Source organism: Vulcaniibacterium tengchongense, assembly GCF_003814555.1.
Classification (GTDB): domain Bacteria; phylum Pseudomonadota; class Gammaproteobacteria; order Xanthomonadales; family Xanthomonadaceae; genus Vulcaniibacterium; species Vulcaniibacterium tengchongense.
Genome location: NZ_RKQN01000001.1, coordinates 1,174,351 through 1,188,233, shown reverse-complemented (window position 1 = coordinate 1,188,233; position 13,883 = coordinate 1,174,351). Strand labels below are relative to the sequence as shown.

Annotated in this window: 8 protein-coding genes and 1 pseudogene; 8 read left to right on the top strand and 1 reads right to left on the bottom strand. The window is 73.4% G+C overall.

Features of this window, described 5'->3' with window-relative positions; genetic code table 11:
• The first annotated feature begins 25 nt into the window (after positions 1 to 25).
• The 3 genes from EDC50_RS05345 (at position 26) to EDC50_RS05335 (ending at position 3,653) form a co-directional block, all read left to right on the top strand.
• The gene (locus tag EDC50_RS05345) at positions 26 to 865 is read left to right on the top strand and encodes a DUF3298 and DUF4163 domain-containing protein (RefSeq protein WP_199742086.1); all 840 of its coding nucleotides are present in this window, start codon (positions 26 to 28) and stop codon (positions 863 to 865) included.
• 126 nt (positions 866 to 991) lie between these two features.
• Complete coding sequence (gene cfa / locus EDC50_RS05340) at positions 992 to 2,122, top strand: cyclopropane fatty acyl phospholipid synthase (RefSeq protein WP_123769392.1); 1,131 nt, start codon at positions 992 to 994, stop codon at positions 2,120 to 2,122.
• A gap of 109 nt (positions 2,123 to 2,231) precedes the next feature.
• Positions 2,232 to 3,653: an amino acid permease gene (locus tag EDC50_RS05335; protein ID WP_123769391.1), complete on the top strand. Its 1,422-nt coding sequence runs from the start codon at positions 2,232 to 2,234 to the stop codon at positions 3,651 to 3,653.
• A gap of 77 nt (positions 3,654 to 3,730) precedes the next feature.
• Here EDC50_RS05335 and EDC50_RS05330 read toward each other — a convergent pair whose 3' ends face one another.
• Positions 3,731 to 4,576, bottom strand: a complete 846-nt coding sequence (locus EDC50_RS05330) for an NAD-dependent protein deacetylase (protein WP_123769390.1) — start codon at positions 4,574 to 4,576, stop codon at positions 3,731 to 3,733.
• A 264-nt stretch (positions 4,577 to 4,840) separates the two neighbouring features.
• On the opposite strand from EDC50_RS05330, the gene EDC50_RS05325 reads away from it, so the two are divergent.
• From EDC50_RS05325 to EDC50_RS05305, 5 genes and pseudogenes are all read left to right on the top strand, one after another.
• Entirely contained in the window at positions 4,841 to 9,328 is a 4,488-nt protein-coding gene (locus tag EDC50_RS05325; protein ID WP_123769389.1) for a DEAD/DEAH box helicase, read from the top strand.
• Positions 9,329 to 9,539: 211 nt separating this feature from the next.
• Positions 9,540 to 10,250: pseudogene (locus tag EDC50_RS05320) on the top strand (UdgX family uracil-DNA binding protein); the annotation flags it as partial.
• The gene (locus tag EDC50_RS05315; protein WP_123769387.1) at positions 10,247 to 11,167 is read left to right on the top strand and encodes a DUF72 domain-containing protein; all 921 of its coding nucleotides are present in this window, start codon (positions 10,247 to 10,249) and stop codon (positions 11,165 to 11,167) included. The pseudogene EDC50_RS05320 and the gene EDC50_RS05315, both read left to right, overlap by 4 nt.
• 99 nt (positions 11,168 to 11,266) lie before the next feature.
• A complete protein-coding gene (locus EDC50_RS05310; protein ID WP_199742085.1) occupies positions 11,267 to 12,589 on the top strand; it encodes a glycerophosphodiester phosphodiesterase family protein in 1,323 nt (440 codons plus the stop codon).
• A 240-nt stretch (positions 12,590 to 12,829) separates the two neighbouring features.
• Complete coding sequence (locus EDC50_RS05305; protein WP_123769386.1) at positions 12,830 to 13,531, top strand: alpha/beta hydrolase family protein; 702 nt, start codon at positions 12,830 to 12,832, stop codon at positions 13,529 to 13,531.
• The last annotated feature ends 352 nt before the right edge of the window (positions 13,532 to 13,883 follow it).

Below are 13,883 nucleotides of genomic sequence, written 5' to 3'. Positions count from 1 at the left end.
AGGTGGGAAGCACAAGGGATTGCCCATGAGACGAACCGAAGGCCGCGCCCTCCTGATGGCGCTCACCGTGGCGTTGGCGCTGGGCGCGTGCAAGCGCGAGGCGCCGGCGCCGGCCGCCCCCGCATCGGCGCCGCAGGCCCCGGCGGCGCCGGGCGCGCAGGCGACGCGGCTCGAACTCAAGGACGTGATCGAATCCACCCCCGACTACATCGTCGGCATCAGCTACCAGGTGCCGGCTGCCGCGAGCCACCCGGGCCTGGCGGCCGAGCTGAAGCGCTATGCCGACGCCGCCCGCGCCGAGCTGCTGGACGCCGCGCGCGGCCGGTCCGCGCCGGGCGGCGCGAGCTCGGCGCCGTACGACCTGTCGCTGAGCTTCACCCAGCTGCTGGACACGCCAAACCTGGTCGCGGTCGCCGCCGACGGCAGCCGCTACACCGGCGGCGCGCACGGCGAGCCGCTGATCGCGCGTTTCGTCTGGCTGGTGCCGCAGCAGCGGTTGCTGCGGGCCGAGGACCTGCTCGCCGGCGCGGCCGGCTGGCAAGCGATCTCCCGGTACGTGCGCGAGCAACTGCACGCGGCGCTGTCGCAGCGCGTCGACGCCGACGAGCTGGCGCCGGCCGAACGCGCCGACCTGGTCAAGAACGTCGGCCGCATGATCGACGACGGCACCGAGCCGCAGCCGCAGAACTTCGATCTGTTCGAGCCGATGGCCGGCCAGGACGGCCGCCTCGCCGGGCTGCGCTTCGTGTTCCCGCCGTACCAGGTCGGCCCGTACTCGGACGGCACCCAGACCGTGGAAGTGCCGGCGGCGGTGCTGCTGCCGCACCTGGCGCCGGAATACAAGCCGCTGTTCGCCGGCGGCTGAGGCCCGGCCCCGACGGCGCGGCCGGATGCTGCGTTCCGTCCGCGCCGGTGAGGGCGATGGCGCCGGCGGGTTAGGATGGCGCCGCGCCCGCGGGCAAGGCGGGCCCTTCCAGCCAACGAGGCCGCCATGTCCGCCGCTTTGCGTCGCCGTGTCGAACAGTTGCTGTCCAAGGCCGATGTCCGCATCGGCGGCGAGCGTCCCTGGGACCTGCAGGTCGACGACGACCGCTTCTACGCGCGGGTGCTGGCGCAGGGCTCGCTGGGCCTGGGCGAGTCGTACATGGACGGCTGGTGGCGCGCGCAGTCGCTGGACGGCTTCCTGTTCCACCTGCTTTCGGCCGAGCTCGACCGCGAGGTGCGCGGCTGGGGCGTGCTGTGGGACGGCCTGCGCGCCCGGCTGACCAACCTGCAGAGCCGGCGCCGCAGCTTCGCCGTCGGCGAGCGCCACTACGACCTCGGCAACGACCTCTACCAGGCCATGCTCGGCAAGCGCCTGGTCTACAGCTGCGGCTACTGGCGCGGCCGCGACGGTGCGCCGCTGCAGGACCTCGATTCCGCCCAGGAGGCCAAGCTCGACCTGGCCTGCCGGAAGCTCGGCCTGCAGCCGGGCATGCGCGTGCTCGACATCGGCTGCGGCTGGGGCGAGGCGCTGAAGTTCGCCGCCGAGCGCTACGGCGTCAGCGGCGTCGGCGTGACCGTCTCGCGCGAGCAGGCGGCGTTCGCGCGCGAGCTGTGCGCGGGGCTGCCGGTGGAGATCCGCCTGCAGGACTACCGCGAACTGGACGAGCGCTTCGACCGGATCCTGTCGATCGGCATGTTCGAGCACGTCGGGGTCAAGAACTACCGCGCCTACTTCGAGGTCGCGCGCCGCTGCCTCGCCGAGGACGGGCTGTTCCTGCTGCACACCATCGGCACCAACCGCTCGGTCCACCACACCGACCCGTGGATCGGCAAGTACATCTTCCCGAACTCGATGCTGCCCTCGGCGGCGCAGATCGCGCGCGCCAGCGAGGGCCTGTTCGTGCTCGAGGACTGGCACAACTTCGGCACCGACTACGACCGCACCCTGCAGGCCTGGCGCGCCAACGTCGAAGCCGCCTGGGAGCGGCTGCCCCCGCGCTACGACGAACGCTTCCGGCGCATGTGGCGCTTCTACCTGGCCGGCTCGATGGCGACCTTCCGCTGCCGCCACGCCCAGCTCTGGCAGCTGGTGCTTTCGCCCAAGGGCGTGCCGGGCGGCTACGTGGCGCCGCGCTGACGCCGCGCGTACACGATTCCGCGCCGTCTGCCTAGACGCGCCGCACATCGCATCGGCGCGGCCGATGGCGCACTATTGCGCCCTTGGTTCCGCTCGACACGAGGCTTCCATGCAGACTTGGCTCCGGCGCAAGGACATCGACCAGATCACCGCGCACGAGGAAGGGCGGCGCCTGGTGCCGACGCTGAGTTGGCCGCACCTGATCGCGCTGGGCATCGGCGCCATCGTCGGCACCGGCATCTACACCCTGATCGGCGTCGGCGCCAACCTGGCCGGACCGGCGGTGCTGCTGTCGTTCGCGGTCGCCGGCCTGGTCTGCGCCTGCGCGGCGCTGTCCTACGCCGAGATGGCGACGATGATGCCGGCCGCCGGCAGCGCCTACACCTACAGCTACGCGGTGCTGGGCGAGGCGATCGCCTGGTTCGTCGGCTGGAGCCTGATCCTGGAGTACTCGCTGGTGGTCAGCACGGTCGCGGTCGGCTGGTCCGGCTACGCGGTCGGCTTCCTCAAGGGGATCGGCGTGGACCTGCCGCAATGGCTGACCGCCGGCCCGCACGCCGGCGGCCTGGTCAACCTGCCGGCGGTGCTGATCGTGTTCGTGGTGGCCGGCCTGCTGATCGCCGGCACCCGCGAGAGCGCCACGCTCAACGCCTTCCTGGTGGTGCTGAAGATCGTCGCGCTGGGCATTTTCGTGGCCCTGGCGCTGCCGCATTTCGACCCGGCGCACCTGCAGCCGTTCATGCCGTACGGCTTCGCCAAGTCGATGGGGCCGGACAACGTCGAGCGCGGGGTGATGGCGGCGGCGGCGATCATCTTCTTCGCTTTCTACGGCTTCGACGCCATCTCCACCGCGGCCGAGGAGACGAAGCGGCCGGAGCGCGACCTGTCGATCGGCATCGTCGGCTCGATGGTCGGCTGCACGCTGATCTACATGATCGTGGCGCTGGCCGCGGTCGGGGCGATGAGCTTCGCGGTGTTCGGCCAGAGCCCGGAGCCGCTGGCGCTGATCCTGCGCGAACTGGGCTGGGGCAGGATGGCGACCGTGGTCGCGGCGGCGGCGGTGATCGCGCTGCCGACGGTGCTGCTGGCCTTCCTCTACGGGCAGAGCCGGATCTTCTTCGTGATGTCGCGCGACGGCCTGCTGCCGCGCGGGCTGTCCAAGGTGAACCCGCGCACCGGCACGCCGGTGGCGATCACCTTGTTCACCGCGGTGCTGGTGGCGGCGCTGGCCGGGGTCGCGCGCCTGGACGAAATCGCCGCGCTGGCCAACGCCGGCACCCTGGTCGCGTTCATCGCGGTGTCGCTGTGCCTGCTGGTGCTGCGCAAGCGCGATCCCGCGCGCCCGCGGGTGTTCCGTACGCCATGGGCGTGGCTCGTCGCGCCGGTGGCGATCCTCGGTTGCCTGTACCTGTTCTGGAGCCTGCCGCAGCGCACGCAGCTGTGGTTCCTGGTGTGGAACGCGATCGGCATCGTCGCCTACCTGGCCTACGGGCGGCGCGCCAGCCTGCTGGCGCGAGGGCAGCAGGCGTAGGCCTCGGCTTTGCGTACTTCCACTTTCGCCGGGCCGGCCTGGGCCGCGGATGCGGCCGGCGCGCATCCGCGGCGCCATCAAGCCAGCGCGGCGTCGAGGGTGTCGCCGGCGTCGGCCTCGAGCTTGAGCGCGGCCAACTCGTCGGCGCGGGTGCGGCCGCGGTTGAGGATCGCGATCGGCAGGCCTGCCTCGGCCGCGAGGCGGGCGAAGCGGTAGCCGGAATAGACCATCAGCGAGGACCCGGCCACCAGCAGCGCGGCGGACGCGCGCAGCGCAGCGTAGGCCCGCTCGACCCGCGGGCGCGGCACGTTCTCGCCGAAGAACACCACGTCCGGCTTGAGCAGGCCGCCGCAGCGCAGGCAATCGGGCACCCGGAACGCGGCGAAGTCGCGGCCGTCCAGGTCGGCGTCGCCGTCGGGCGCGGCCGCCGCGTGCAGGCCGGCCCAGTCCGGATTGGCCTCGGCGAACCAGTCCTGCAGTAGCGGCCGCGGCAAGCGCTCGCCGCAGCCGAGACAGACGACCTCGTCGAGGCGGCCGTGCAGGTCCAGCACGGTGCGGCTGCCGGCGCGCTGGTGCAGGCCGTCTACGTTCTGGGTCAGCAGCAGCGACAGGCGGCCGTGCGCCTCCCAGCGCGCCAGCGCGCGGTGCGCGGCGTTGGGCGCCGCCTCGGCGATGCGCGGCCAGCCGACGAAGCTGCGCGCCCAGTAGCGGGCGCGGACCCGCGGGTCGCCGACGAAGGCCTGGTAGGTCACCGGCGGGGCGCGTTTCCATTCGCCGCGGTCGTCGCGGTAGTCGGGGATGCCGGAGCCGGTGCTGACGCCGGCGCCGGTGAGCACGAACACGCGCCGGTACGGCGCCAGCCAGGCCGCCAGGCGTTCGGCGGCCGCGCTCGGCGCGGGCGAGGCTTGGGGCAGGGCGGACATGGCCCCATCTTCGCATCCGGCCGGGCGTTTGCCTGCTGAACGCGCGAATACCCTCCCGGGCACCCGTGTGGGCCGTTTTGCACAACCCCGGGCTGCCGGAGCGCAACCGAAGGCAGCGGCTCGCGCGACTCGCCATGGATACGCCCCTGCGGGCCGCCGGCGGCAGTCCAGGCTGCCGGGGCCCGCGCAAGCGCTGTCTGTGGGTGTCGTCTCATCGGTTGAGACCCGGCCGTCGCAGAATCGGTCCCCAGAATCGGCCTCCCCATGCCCCTCGACGCCTTCCATCCCGCGGTCGCCCGCTGGTTCCGCCGCACCTTCCCGGCGCCGACCGAGGCGCAGGCGCGCGCCTGGCCGGCGATCCGCAGCGGCCGCAACACCCTGGTCGCGGCGCCGACCGGCTCGGGCAAGACCCTGACCGCGTTCCTGAGCGCGATCGACGACCTGGTCCGCGAGGGCCTGCAGGGCACCGGCCCCGGCCTGTTCGGCGACCAGCCGCAGGCGTTGCCGGACGAGACCCGGGTGGTCTACGTCTCGCCGCTGAAGGCGCTGTCCAACGACATCCGCATCAACCTCGAGGCGCCGCTGGCCGGGATCCGCGAGGAGCTGCGGGCGATGGGCCTGCCCGACGTCGAGATCCGCACCGCGGTGCGTACCGGCGACACGCCGCAGGCCGAACGCGCGGCGAGCCGGCGCAAGCCGCCGCACATCCTGGTGACCACGCCCGAGTCGCTGTACGTGCTGCTCGGCTCCGAGTCGGGGCGGGCGATGCTGGGCAGCGTGCGCGAGGTCATCGTCGACGAGATCCACGCGGTGGCGGCGAGCAAGCGCGGCAGCCACCTGGCGCTGTCGCTGGAGCGGCTGGAGGCGCTGTGCGAGCGGCGCCTGGTCCGGATCGGCCTGTCGGCCACGCAGAAGCCGATCGAGACGGTGGCGCGGTTCCTGGTCGGGACGGGAGGTGGCGCGGGCGGGGCGAGCCCTTGCCCGGACCGTCTCGGGCAGGCGGGAGAGGGGCCCCGCGCGCCCCATGCCGCCGGCGCCGGGGCACCCGCGGAGCAGCCCGACGCCGTCCCCGACTGCGCGATCATCGACATCGGCTACACCCGCGAGCGCGACCTCGCCCTGGAGCTGCCGCCGACGCCGCTGAGCGCGGTGATGTCGCACGACCAGTGGGACCAGGTCTACACGCGCCTGGTCGAACTGGTCGAGCAGCACCGCACCACGCTGGTGTTCGTCAACACCCGGCGCATGGCCGAACGCGCCGCGCACCATCTCGGCGAGCGCCTGGGCAAGGCGGCGGTGGCCGCGCACCACGGCAGCCTCTCGAAGGAGCTGCGCCTGGACGCGGAGCAGAAGCTCAAGCGCGGCCAGTTGCGCGTGCTGGTGGCGACCGCGTCGCTGGAGCTGGGCATCGACATCGGCGACGTCGACCTGGTGTGCCAACTGGGCTCGCCGCGCTCGATCGCCGCGTTCCTGCAGCGGGTCGGGCGTTCCGGCCACCACGTCGGCGGCGTGCCGAAGGGGCGGCTGTTCCCGCAGACCCGCGACGAGCTGGTCGAGTGCGCGGCGCTGCTCGACAGCGTGCGGCGCGGCGAGCTCGATGCGCTGATCGTGCCCGAGGCGCCGCTCGACGTGCTGGCGCAGCAGATCGTGGCCGAGGTGTCGTGCCGCGAGTGGGACGAGGACGCGCTGTACGACTGGTCGCGCCGCGCCTGGCCGTACGCGCGCTTGCGCCGCGAGGACTACGACGCGGTGGTGCGGATGCTGGCCGAGGGCTTCACCACGCGCCGCGGCATCCGCGCCGGCTACCTGCACCGCGACGCGGTCAACCGCCGCCTGCGCGGGCGCAAGGGCGGGCGCACCACCGCGCTGATGGCCGGCGGCACCATTCCCGACACCGCCGACTACGCGGTGGTGGTGCAGCCCGAAGCCACCTACATCGGCAGCGTCAACGAGGACTTCGCGGTCGAGAGCCTGGCCGGCGACATCTTCCAGCTCGGCAACGCCAGCTACCGCATCCAGCGCGTCGAGCCGGGGAAGGTGCTGGTCGAGGACGCGCAGGGCCAGCCGCCGAACATCCCGTTCTGGCTCGGCGAGGCGCCGGGACGCACCGACGAACTGTCGCATTCGGTCTCGCGGTTGCGCGAGGAGGTGGCGGCGCGGCTCACGGCCCGGCCGGACGGGCCGGCGTGCGAGGCGACGATCGCCTGGCTGGTGCAAGCGCTGCAACTGTCGCCGGAGGCCGCGCGCCAGATCGTCGAGTACCTCGGCGGCGGCCTGGCAGCGCTCGGCGCGATGCCGAGCCAGAACACCCTGGTGCTGGAGCGCTTCTTCGACGAATCCGGCGGCACCCAACTGGTCATCCACACGCCCTACGGCAGCCGCATCAACCGCGCCTGGGGCCTGGCCCTGCGCAAGCGCTTCTGCCGCCAGTTCAACTTCGAGCTGCAGGCGGCCGCGACCGAGGACGCGATCGTGCTGTCGCTGTCGACCAGCCACAGCTTCCCGCTGGAGGAGGTCGCGCGCTACCTGCATTCGAGTTCGGCCGAGCACGTGCTGGTGCAGGCGCTGCTGGACGCGCCGCTGTTCGGCGCGCGCTGGCGCTGGGTGGCGACCACCGCGCTGGCGCTGCCGCGCTTCGTCGGCGGCAAGAAGGTGCCGGCGCAGCTGCAGCGGATGAAGTCGGAGGACCTGCTGGCGACGGTGTTCCCGGACCAGGTCGCATGCCTGGAGAACATCGTCGGCGAGCGCCAGATCCCCGACCATCCGCTGGTCGCGCAGACCCTGCACGACTGCCTGCGCGAGGCGATGGACGTCGACGGCTGGCTGCGCCTGCTGCGGGCGATGGAGGCGGGCGAGGTGCGGGTGGTCGCGCGCGACCTGACCGCGCCGTCGCCGTTCGCGGCGGAGGTGCTGACCGCGCAGCCCTACGCCTTCCTCGACGACGCGCCCCTGGAGGAGCGGCGCACCCAGGCGGTGCAGAGCCGCCGCTACGGCGACCCGCAGAGCGCGGACGATCTCGGCCGGCTGGATCCGGCCGCGATCGAGGCGGTGCGCGAGGAGGCCTGGCCGCAGGTCGGCAATGCCGACGAGATGCACGAGGCGCTGATGGGCCTGGGCTGCGTCGCCGCCGACGAAGCCGAGGCGAACGCCTGGGGCGAGCACCTGCGGCGGCTGGCGAAGGACCACCGCGCGACCGCGCTGCGGGTCGCGCGGGCCGACGGCTCGCCCGCCGCGACGCTGTGGGCCGCCGCCGAGCGCCTGCCGCAGTTGCAGGCGCTGTTTCCCGGCGCCGCGCTGCAGCCGCCGGTCGCGGCGCCGGCCGAATACGCCGCCCAGCCGTGGACGCGCGAGGACGCTGCGGTCGAGCTGGTGCGCTCGCGCCTGACCGGCCTCGGCCCGACCACGGCGCAGGCGCTGGCGGAGACGCTCGCGTTGCCGCGCGACGAGGTCGAGATGGCGCTGCTGCGGCTGCAGGGCGAGGGCTACGCCATGCAAGGCCGCTTCACGCCCGGCCTGCAGGGGGCCGCGCCCGAATGGTGCGAGCGCCGCCTGCTCGCACGCATCCACCGCTACACCCTCAGGCAGCTGCGCCGCGAGATCGAACCGGTCGAGCCGCGCGACTTCATGCGCTTCCTGTTCGACTGGCAGCGCGTCGCGGCGGCCGCCCGGGTCAACGGGCCCGACGCGCTGGCCGGCGTGCTCGCGCAGCTGGAGGGCTACGAAGCGCCGGCCGCGGCCTGGGAAGCCGAACTGCTGCCGGCGCGCGTCGCCGACTACTCGATCACCTGGCTCGACGACCTCTGCACCGCCGGCCGCACGCTGTGGACGCGCCTGCGCGGCAGCACCGGCGAGGGCGGCGGCGGCACGACCGCGCTGCGCGCCGCGCCGATCGTGCTGCTGCCGCGGCGGCACGCGTCGGCGTGGACGCGGCTGGCGCCGCCGGCGGTGGCCGACGAGGCGCTGTCCTCGCGCGCGCAACGCGTGGCCGACTACTTGGCCGAGCACGGTGCTTCGTTCTTCGACGAGCTCGCCGGCGGCGCGCACCTGCTGCGCGCCGAGCTGGAGGATGCGCTGGCCGAGCTGGTGGCGCGCGGGCGGGTGCACTGCGACAGCTTCGCCGGCCTGCGCGCGCTGCTGGTCCCGGGTTCCAAGCGCAACGCGCAGCGCGGCCGCCGCCGCCGTGCGGCGCTGTTCGGGATCGAGGATGCCGGCCGCTGGGCGCTGATCCGGCGCCCGGCCGCGCAGAACGCGAAGCCGGCGGCGGAGGACGTCGAGCACGTCGCGCGCGTGCTGCTGCGCCGCTACGGCGTGGTGTGCTGGCGCCTGCTCGAGCGCGAGGCCGCCTGGCTGCCGCCGTGGCGCGAGCTGCTGCGCGTCTACCACCGGCTGGAGGCGCGGGGCGAGATCCGCGGCGGCCGCTTCATCGCCGGCCTGACCGGCGAGCAGTTCGCGTTGCCCGAAGCGGTCGGCCTGTTGCGCCAGATCCGGCAGCGCGGACGCGACGGCGCCTGGGTCTGCGTGTCCGCGGCCGATCCGCTCAACCTGGCCGGCACCCTGCTGCCCGGCGACAAGGTGCCGCGCCTGCCGGGCGCGCGCCTGCTGTACCGCGACGGCGTGCCGGTGGCCAAGCGCGTCGCGGGGCAGACCGAGCTGCTGTCCGCGCTGTCCAGCGAGGACGAGCGCACCGCGCATCGCCTGCTGCTGCGCGAGCCCGAGCTGCAATCGGCGCCGAACGCCGCCTCCGTCGACTGACGCGCTGCCGTTCCGCCGCGACGCGCCGCCGGCGGGAAGCGCCCGGCGGCAGCGGTCGCGGCGGCGCGCCCGGCTCGACGAGGTGGCGCCCGAATCCGGCGCCACGCTCCGCATCCGCCCGCGTAGACCGCGCAGCCGGAGGGGCCTTCCCGCGCCGGAACGACGGCGCGCGTCACGGCCGTCTTCAAGCGGCCTTGACCGGTCGATGCGGATCATCCGGGCGGAACCGCAACGGAGGAGCCGATTGGCCACGCGCAGGCCCGCCAAGAAGGCCGCCAAGCGGGTGCGCAAGCGCGTCGTCGTAGCCGAGGGCGAAGCGCCGGTGCCCGAGGACGACAGCCTCGCCGCCCTGCGCGCCGCCGCCGCCGGCTGCCGCCGCTGCCCGTTGTGGAAGCCGGCCACGCAGACGGTGTTCGGCGAAGGGCCGGAGGACGCGCGCGTGCTGTTCGTCGGCGAGCAGCCCGGCGATGCCGAGGATCTCGCGGGCCGGCCTTTCGTCGGCCCCGCCGGCCGGGTGTTCGATCGCGCCCTCGCCGAGCTCGGCCTGGAGCGCGCCCGGTTCTACGTCACCAACGCGGTCAAGCACTTCAAGTTCGAACGCCGCGGCCGCGTGCGCCTGCACCGCAGCCCGGACCCGTCCGAGCGCGCCGCGTGCCGGATCTGGCTCGAGCGGGAGCTGGCCACGGTGCGCCCCGACATCGTCGTCTGCCTCGGCGCGATCGCCGCGCGCGCGGTGTTCGGCAACAAGTTCCGGCTGATGCAGCAGCGCGGCACCTGGCAGACGCTGCCGGACGGCACGCGCGCCTTCGCCACCGTGCACCCCTCGTGGGTACTGCGCCAGCGCGGCGACGAGGCGCGCCGCGAGGCCTATGCCCACTTCGTCGACGACCTGTCGCTGCTGCTGAAGGTGCGGCCGGAATGAGCGCGACGCGGCGGCAGCGCCGGGGCAGGGTCCGGATCGGCATCTCCGGCTGGCGCTACGCGCCCTGGCGCGGCGTGTTCTACCCCGAGGACCTGGCGCAGCGGCGCGAACTGGAATTCGCCTCGCGCGTGTTCGCCAGCATCGAGATCAACGGTACCTTCTACTCGCTGCAGCGGCCGGAGAGCTACCGCCGCTGGCATGACGAAACGCCGGACGACTTCGTGTTCGCGATCAAGGGCAGCCGCTACATCACCCACCGGCTGCGCCTGCGCGGGATCGAGACGCCGCTGGCCAGCTTCTTCGCTTCCGGATTGCTGGCGCTGGGGCCGAAGCTGGGCCCGTTCCTGTGGCAGTTCCCGCCGAGTTTCCGTTACGACCCGGAACGCATGGAGGCCTTCTTCCGCCTGCTGCCGCACGACACCGGGCAGGCGCTGCGCCTGGCGCGGCGCCGCGACGTGGCGCGGATGAAGGGCCGCACCGTGCTGTCGATCGACGAACCACGGCCGCTGCGGCATGCGGTGGAGGTGCGCCACGCCAGCTTCTGCGTGCCCGGGTTCGCCGCGCAGCTGCGCGAGCACGGCATCGCCCTGGTGGTCGCCGACACCGCAGGCCGCTGGCCTTTCGTCGAGGAGGTCACCGCCGATTTCCTGTACCTGCGCCTGCACGGCGACCAGGAGCTCTACGCCAGCGGCTACACCGACGAGGCGCTGCGCGAATGGGCGCGGCGCATCGACGCCTGGCGGGCCGGCGCGCAGCCGGACGACGCCCGCCGCATCGACGACGCGGCGCTCGCCGCGCGGCCCCGCGACGTGTACTGCTATTTCGACAACGACGCCAAGGTGCACGCGCCGTTCGACGCGCAGAAGCTGGCGGAGCTGCTCGGGGTGCGAACGGTGTCGCATCCCGATCCGCGCTGAGGCAGCCGGTCAAGCGGCCGCAACATTGCCGGGCGAGGATGCGAGTGCCGGCGGGCAGGGGCGTCGGCGTTGTTCCAGGCCAAACGCAAGGAATCCCGCATGCACCCGCGACGCCCCGCCGCCCTTGCCGCGCGCCTGCGCGGCCTCGCCGCCGCCGCCGGGCTGGCCCTCGCCGCCGGCGCGTGCGCGCAACCGGCCATGAGCGAGCCGGCGCGCTCCGCCGACCGGCACGGCCGCGACCACCGCGGCCTGATCGTGATCGCGCACCGCGGCGCCAGCGGCTACCGCCCCGAGCACACGCTCGAGGCCTACCGCCTAGCGATCCGCCAGGGCGCCGACTTCGTCGAGCCGGATCTGGTCGCGACCAAGGACAGCGTGCTGGTCGCGCGCCACGAGAACGAGATCTCCGGCACCACCGACGTGGCTTCGCGCCCGGAGTTCGCCGGCCGCCGCACCACCAAGACCGTGGACGGCGCGCCGATCACCGGCTGGTTCACCGAGGACTTCACCCTGGCCGAGCTGAAGACGCTGCGCGCGAGGGAACGCATCCCGGCGATCCGCCCCGGCAACGCCCGCTACGACGGCCGCTACGGGATCCCGACGCTGGCCGAGGTGATCCGCCTGGTGAAGCAGGAGAGCCGCCGCAACGGCCGCCACATCGGGATCTACCCCGAGACCAAGCATCCGACCTATTTCGCCAAGGAAGGCCGGCGCCTGGACGGGCGGCCGATCGGCGTCTCGCTCGGCGCCAAGCTGGTCGAAACCCTGGTCGCCGAGGGCTTCACCGATCCGCGCCGGGTCTACATCCAGAGCTTCGAGATCGAGAACCTGATCGAACTGAAGAAGAAGCTGATGCCGGCCGCGGGCGTCGACCTGCCGCTGGTGCAGCTCTACGACGACCTGCTCGAGGCCGGGCCCTACGACGTGGTCTACAACGCCCGCCGGGGCGCGGACATGGCCGCGCTGTACGGCGGCCTGCACGCGCTGGTGCCGGGCGGACTGGACGAAGACGCCCGCTACGGCGCCTTCGCCACCGAGCCCGCGCTGCAGTGGCTGAAGGCGAACTACGCCGCCGGCATCGGCCCGTGGAAGGGCAGCCTGCTGCCGCGCGCGCCGCTCGCGGACCAGATCGACGCCAATGGCGACGGCCGCGCCGAGCTCGCCGAACAGGGCACCGGCCGGGTGCATCCGATGCTCGGCTGGGCGCTGCAGGCCGGCCTGCAGGTGCACCCGTATACGCTGCGCGCGGAAGAGCCCTATCTGGCGCAGACGCCCGGCGGCGTGCCGCAATCGGTGATCGCCGAGGCGGTGCAGCTGTACGGCCTCGGCGTGCAGGGCTTCTTCATCGACCACCCCGACCAGGGCGTGGCCGCGCGCGACATCTTCCTCGATCTGAGCCGGCCGCTGGACGCGCGCGACTGAGGCTCGGCGGCGGTCGCGGGCGGCGCAGGACGCGCCGCCCGCGGAGGGCGGGCGAGGTTGTCCTGCCCAGCCGCGGATCCGCGGCGTTTCCGCCCGGTCCGCGTCGATCCGCGGCCCAAGAGGCGGCCGGCAGCAGCGACTTCCCTGGCACAGGGTCGTCCTTTCGTACAACGGTCCTCGCGCCGCCGTGGCGCTACGGTCGCAGCGCCGCGGCTTGCGCGGCATATACGGAGGGGCGTCATGGAAGTGCGGAACTTCCGGATCGCGGTGCTGGCGCTGATCGCGTGCTTCGCTTCGCCATCGGCCTGGGCGGCCTGCCGCGATGCGGTGGTGCTGGTGCACGGCAACGCCGGCCAGCCCGCCGACTTCGCCAATACCCATGCCGAGCTGATCGCGCGCGGCTACGCCGCCGGCGAGATCTTCCGCCCGGACTGGGGCAACAAGGCCTGCGCCGCGTGCAACGACCACAGCGGCAGCGAGGAGGCGCCGGTGCTCGAGGCGCTGGTCGACGCCGTCGCGACGTCCTGCACCGGCCGCATCGACGTGATCGGCCATTCGATGGGCGCCACCCTCGCGGCCAAGCAGATCGCCGACCATGGCCTCGCCGGGTACGTCGACGCCTTCGTCGGCATCGCCGGCGCGTTCCGTGGCCTGTGGAGTTGCGGCACCTATCCCTACCACGTGGCCACCACCACCTGCGGCCATTGGGGCCTGTCGGTGTCGAGCCCGTTCCTGGACGCGCTGCACGGCCGGCGCTTCGGCGCGCGGGTGTATTCGATCAAGTCGTGGAGCGACCAGGTGGTCTGCGCGACCGGGGTGTGCACGGTCGGCGGCGTGCATTCGTCCTCGATCTGGAACGAGAACGCCAGCGACACCGGCGCCTACGGCCATTTCGGCCTGCTCGCCTACACCGCGCGGCGCCAGGCCGACCTGATCCAGTGACGCCGGGCGGCGTCCTCCGTTCCCCACGGGAGGACGCCGCGCCTGCCGCCGGCGGGCTGCCGCGAGTTCGGCCGCCTTCTCGCCGGAGGAAGGGCGCGGCAAAGGGCCGGCAAGCGCTGCCAAGGCGCCGGTGGCGAGCCCCGCGGCGCCGGCCGGTTCGCGATCGTTGCGGCTGCAACCAAGCGAATACGTTTTCTGCTGCACTGCAGAGTGACTTTGCGGAATCGGCCGTGCTATCTGATGTTAACGCTAACAAGACGGTGTCCGAATCGATCGCCCGCTGCATGACAGCGCCGGACATTCGGGGCAGCGCCGCCGCGCCACAGGCATCGAGCCGCCGGCAACCGGCGAG

What these genes read in the sequence shown, in the direction of transcription:
- EDC50_RS05345 (WP_199742086.1), top strand. Translation starts at nt 26, where the DNA reads ATGAGACGAACCGAAGGCCGCGCCCTCCTGATGGCGCTCACCGTGGCG.
- cfa (WP_123769392.1), top strand. Translation starts at nt 992, where the DNA reads ATGTCCGCCGCTTTGCGTCGCCGTGTCGAACAGTTGCTGTCCAAGGCC.
- EDC50_RS05335 (WP_123769391.1), top strand. Translation starts at nt 2,232, where the DNA reads ATGCAGACTTGGCTCCGGCGCAAGGACATCGACCAGATCACCGCGCAC.
- EDC50_RS05330 (WP_123769390.1), bottom strand. Translation starts at nt 4,576, where the DNA reads ATGTCCGCCCTGCCCCAAGCCTCGCCCGCGCCGAGCGCGGCCGCCGAA.
- EDC50_RS05325 (WP_123769389.1), top strand. Translation starts at nt 4,841, where the DNA reads ATGCCCCTCGACGCCTTCCATCCCGCGGTCGCCCGCTGGTTCCGCCGC.
- EDC50_RS05315 (WP_123769387.1), top strand. Translation starts at nt 10,247, where the DNA reads ATGAGCGCGACGCGGCGGCAGCGCCGGGGCAGGGTCCGGATCGGCATC.
- EDC50_RS05310 (WP_199742085.1), top strand. Translation starts at nt 11,267, where the DNA reads ATGCACCCGCGACGCCCCGCCGCCCTTGCCGCGCGCCTGCGCGGCCTC.
- EDC50_RS05305 (WP_123769386.1), top strand. Translation starts at nt 12,830, where the DNA reads ATGGAAGTGCGGAACTTCCGGATCGCGGTGCTGGCGCTGATCGCGTGC.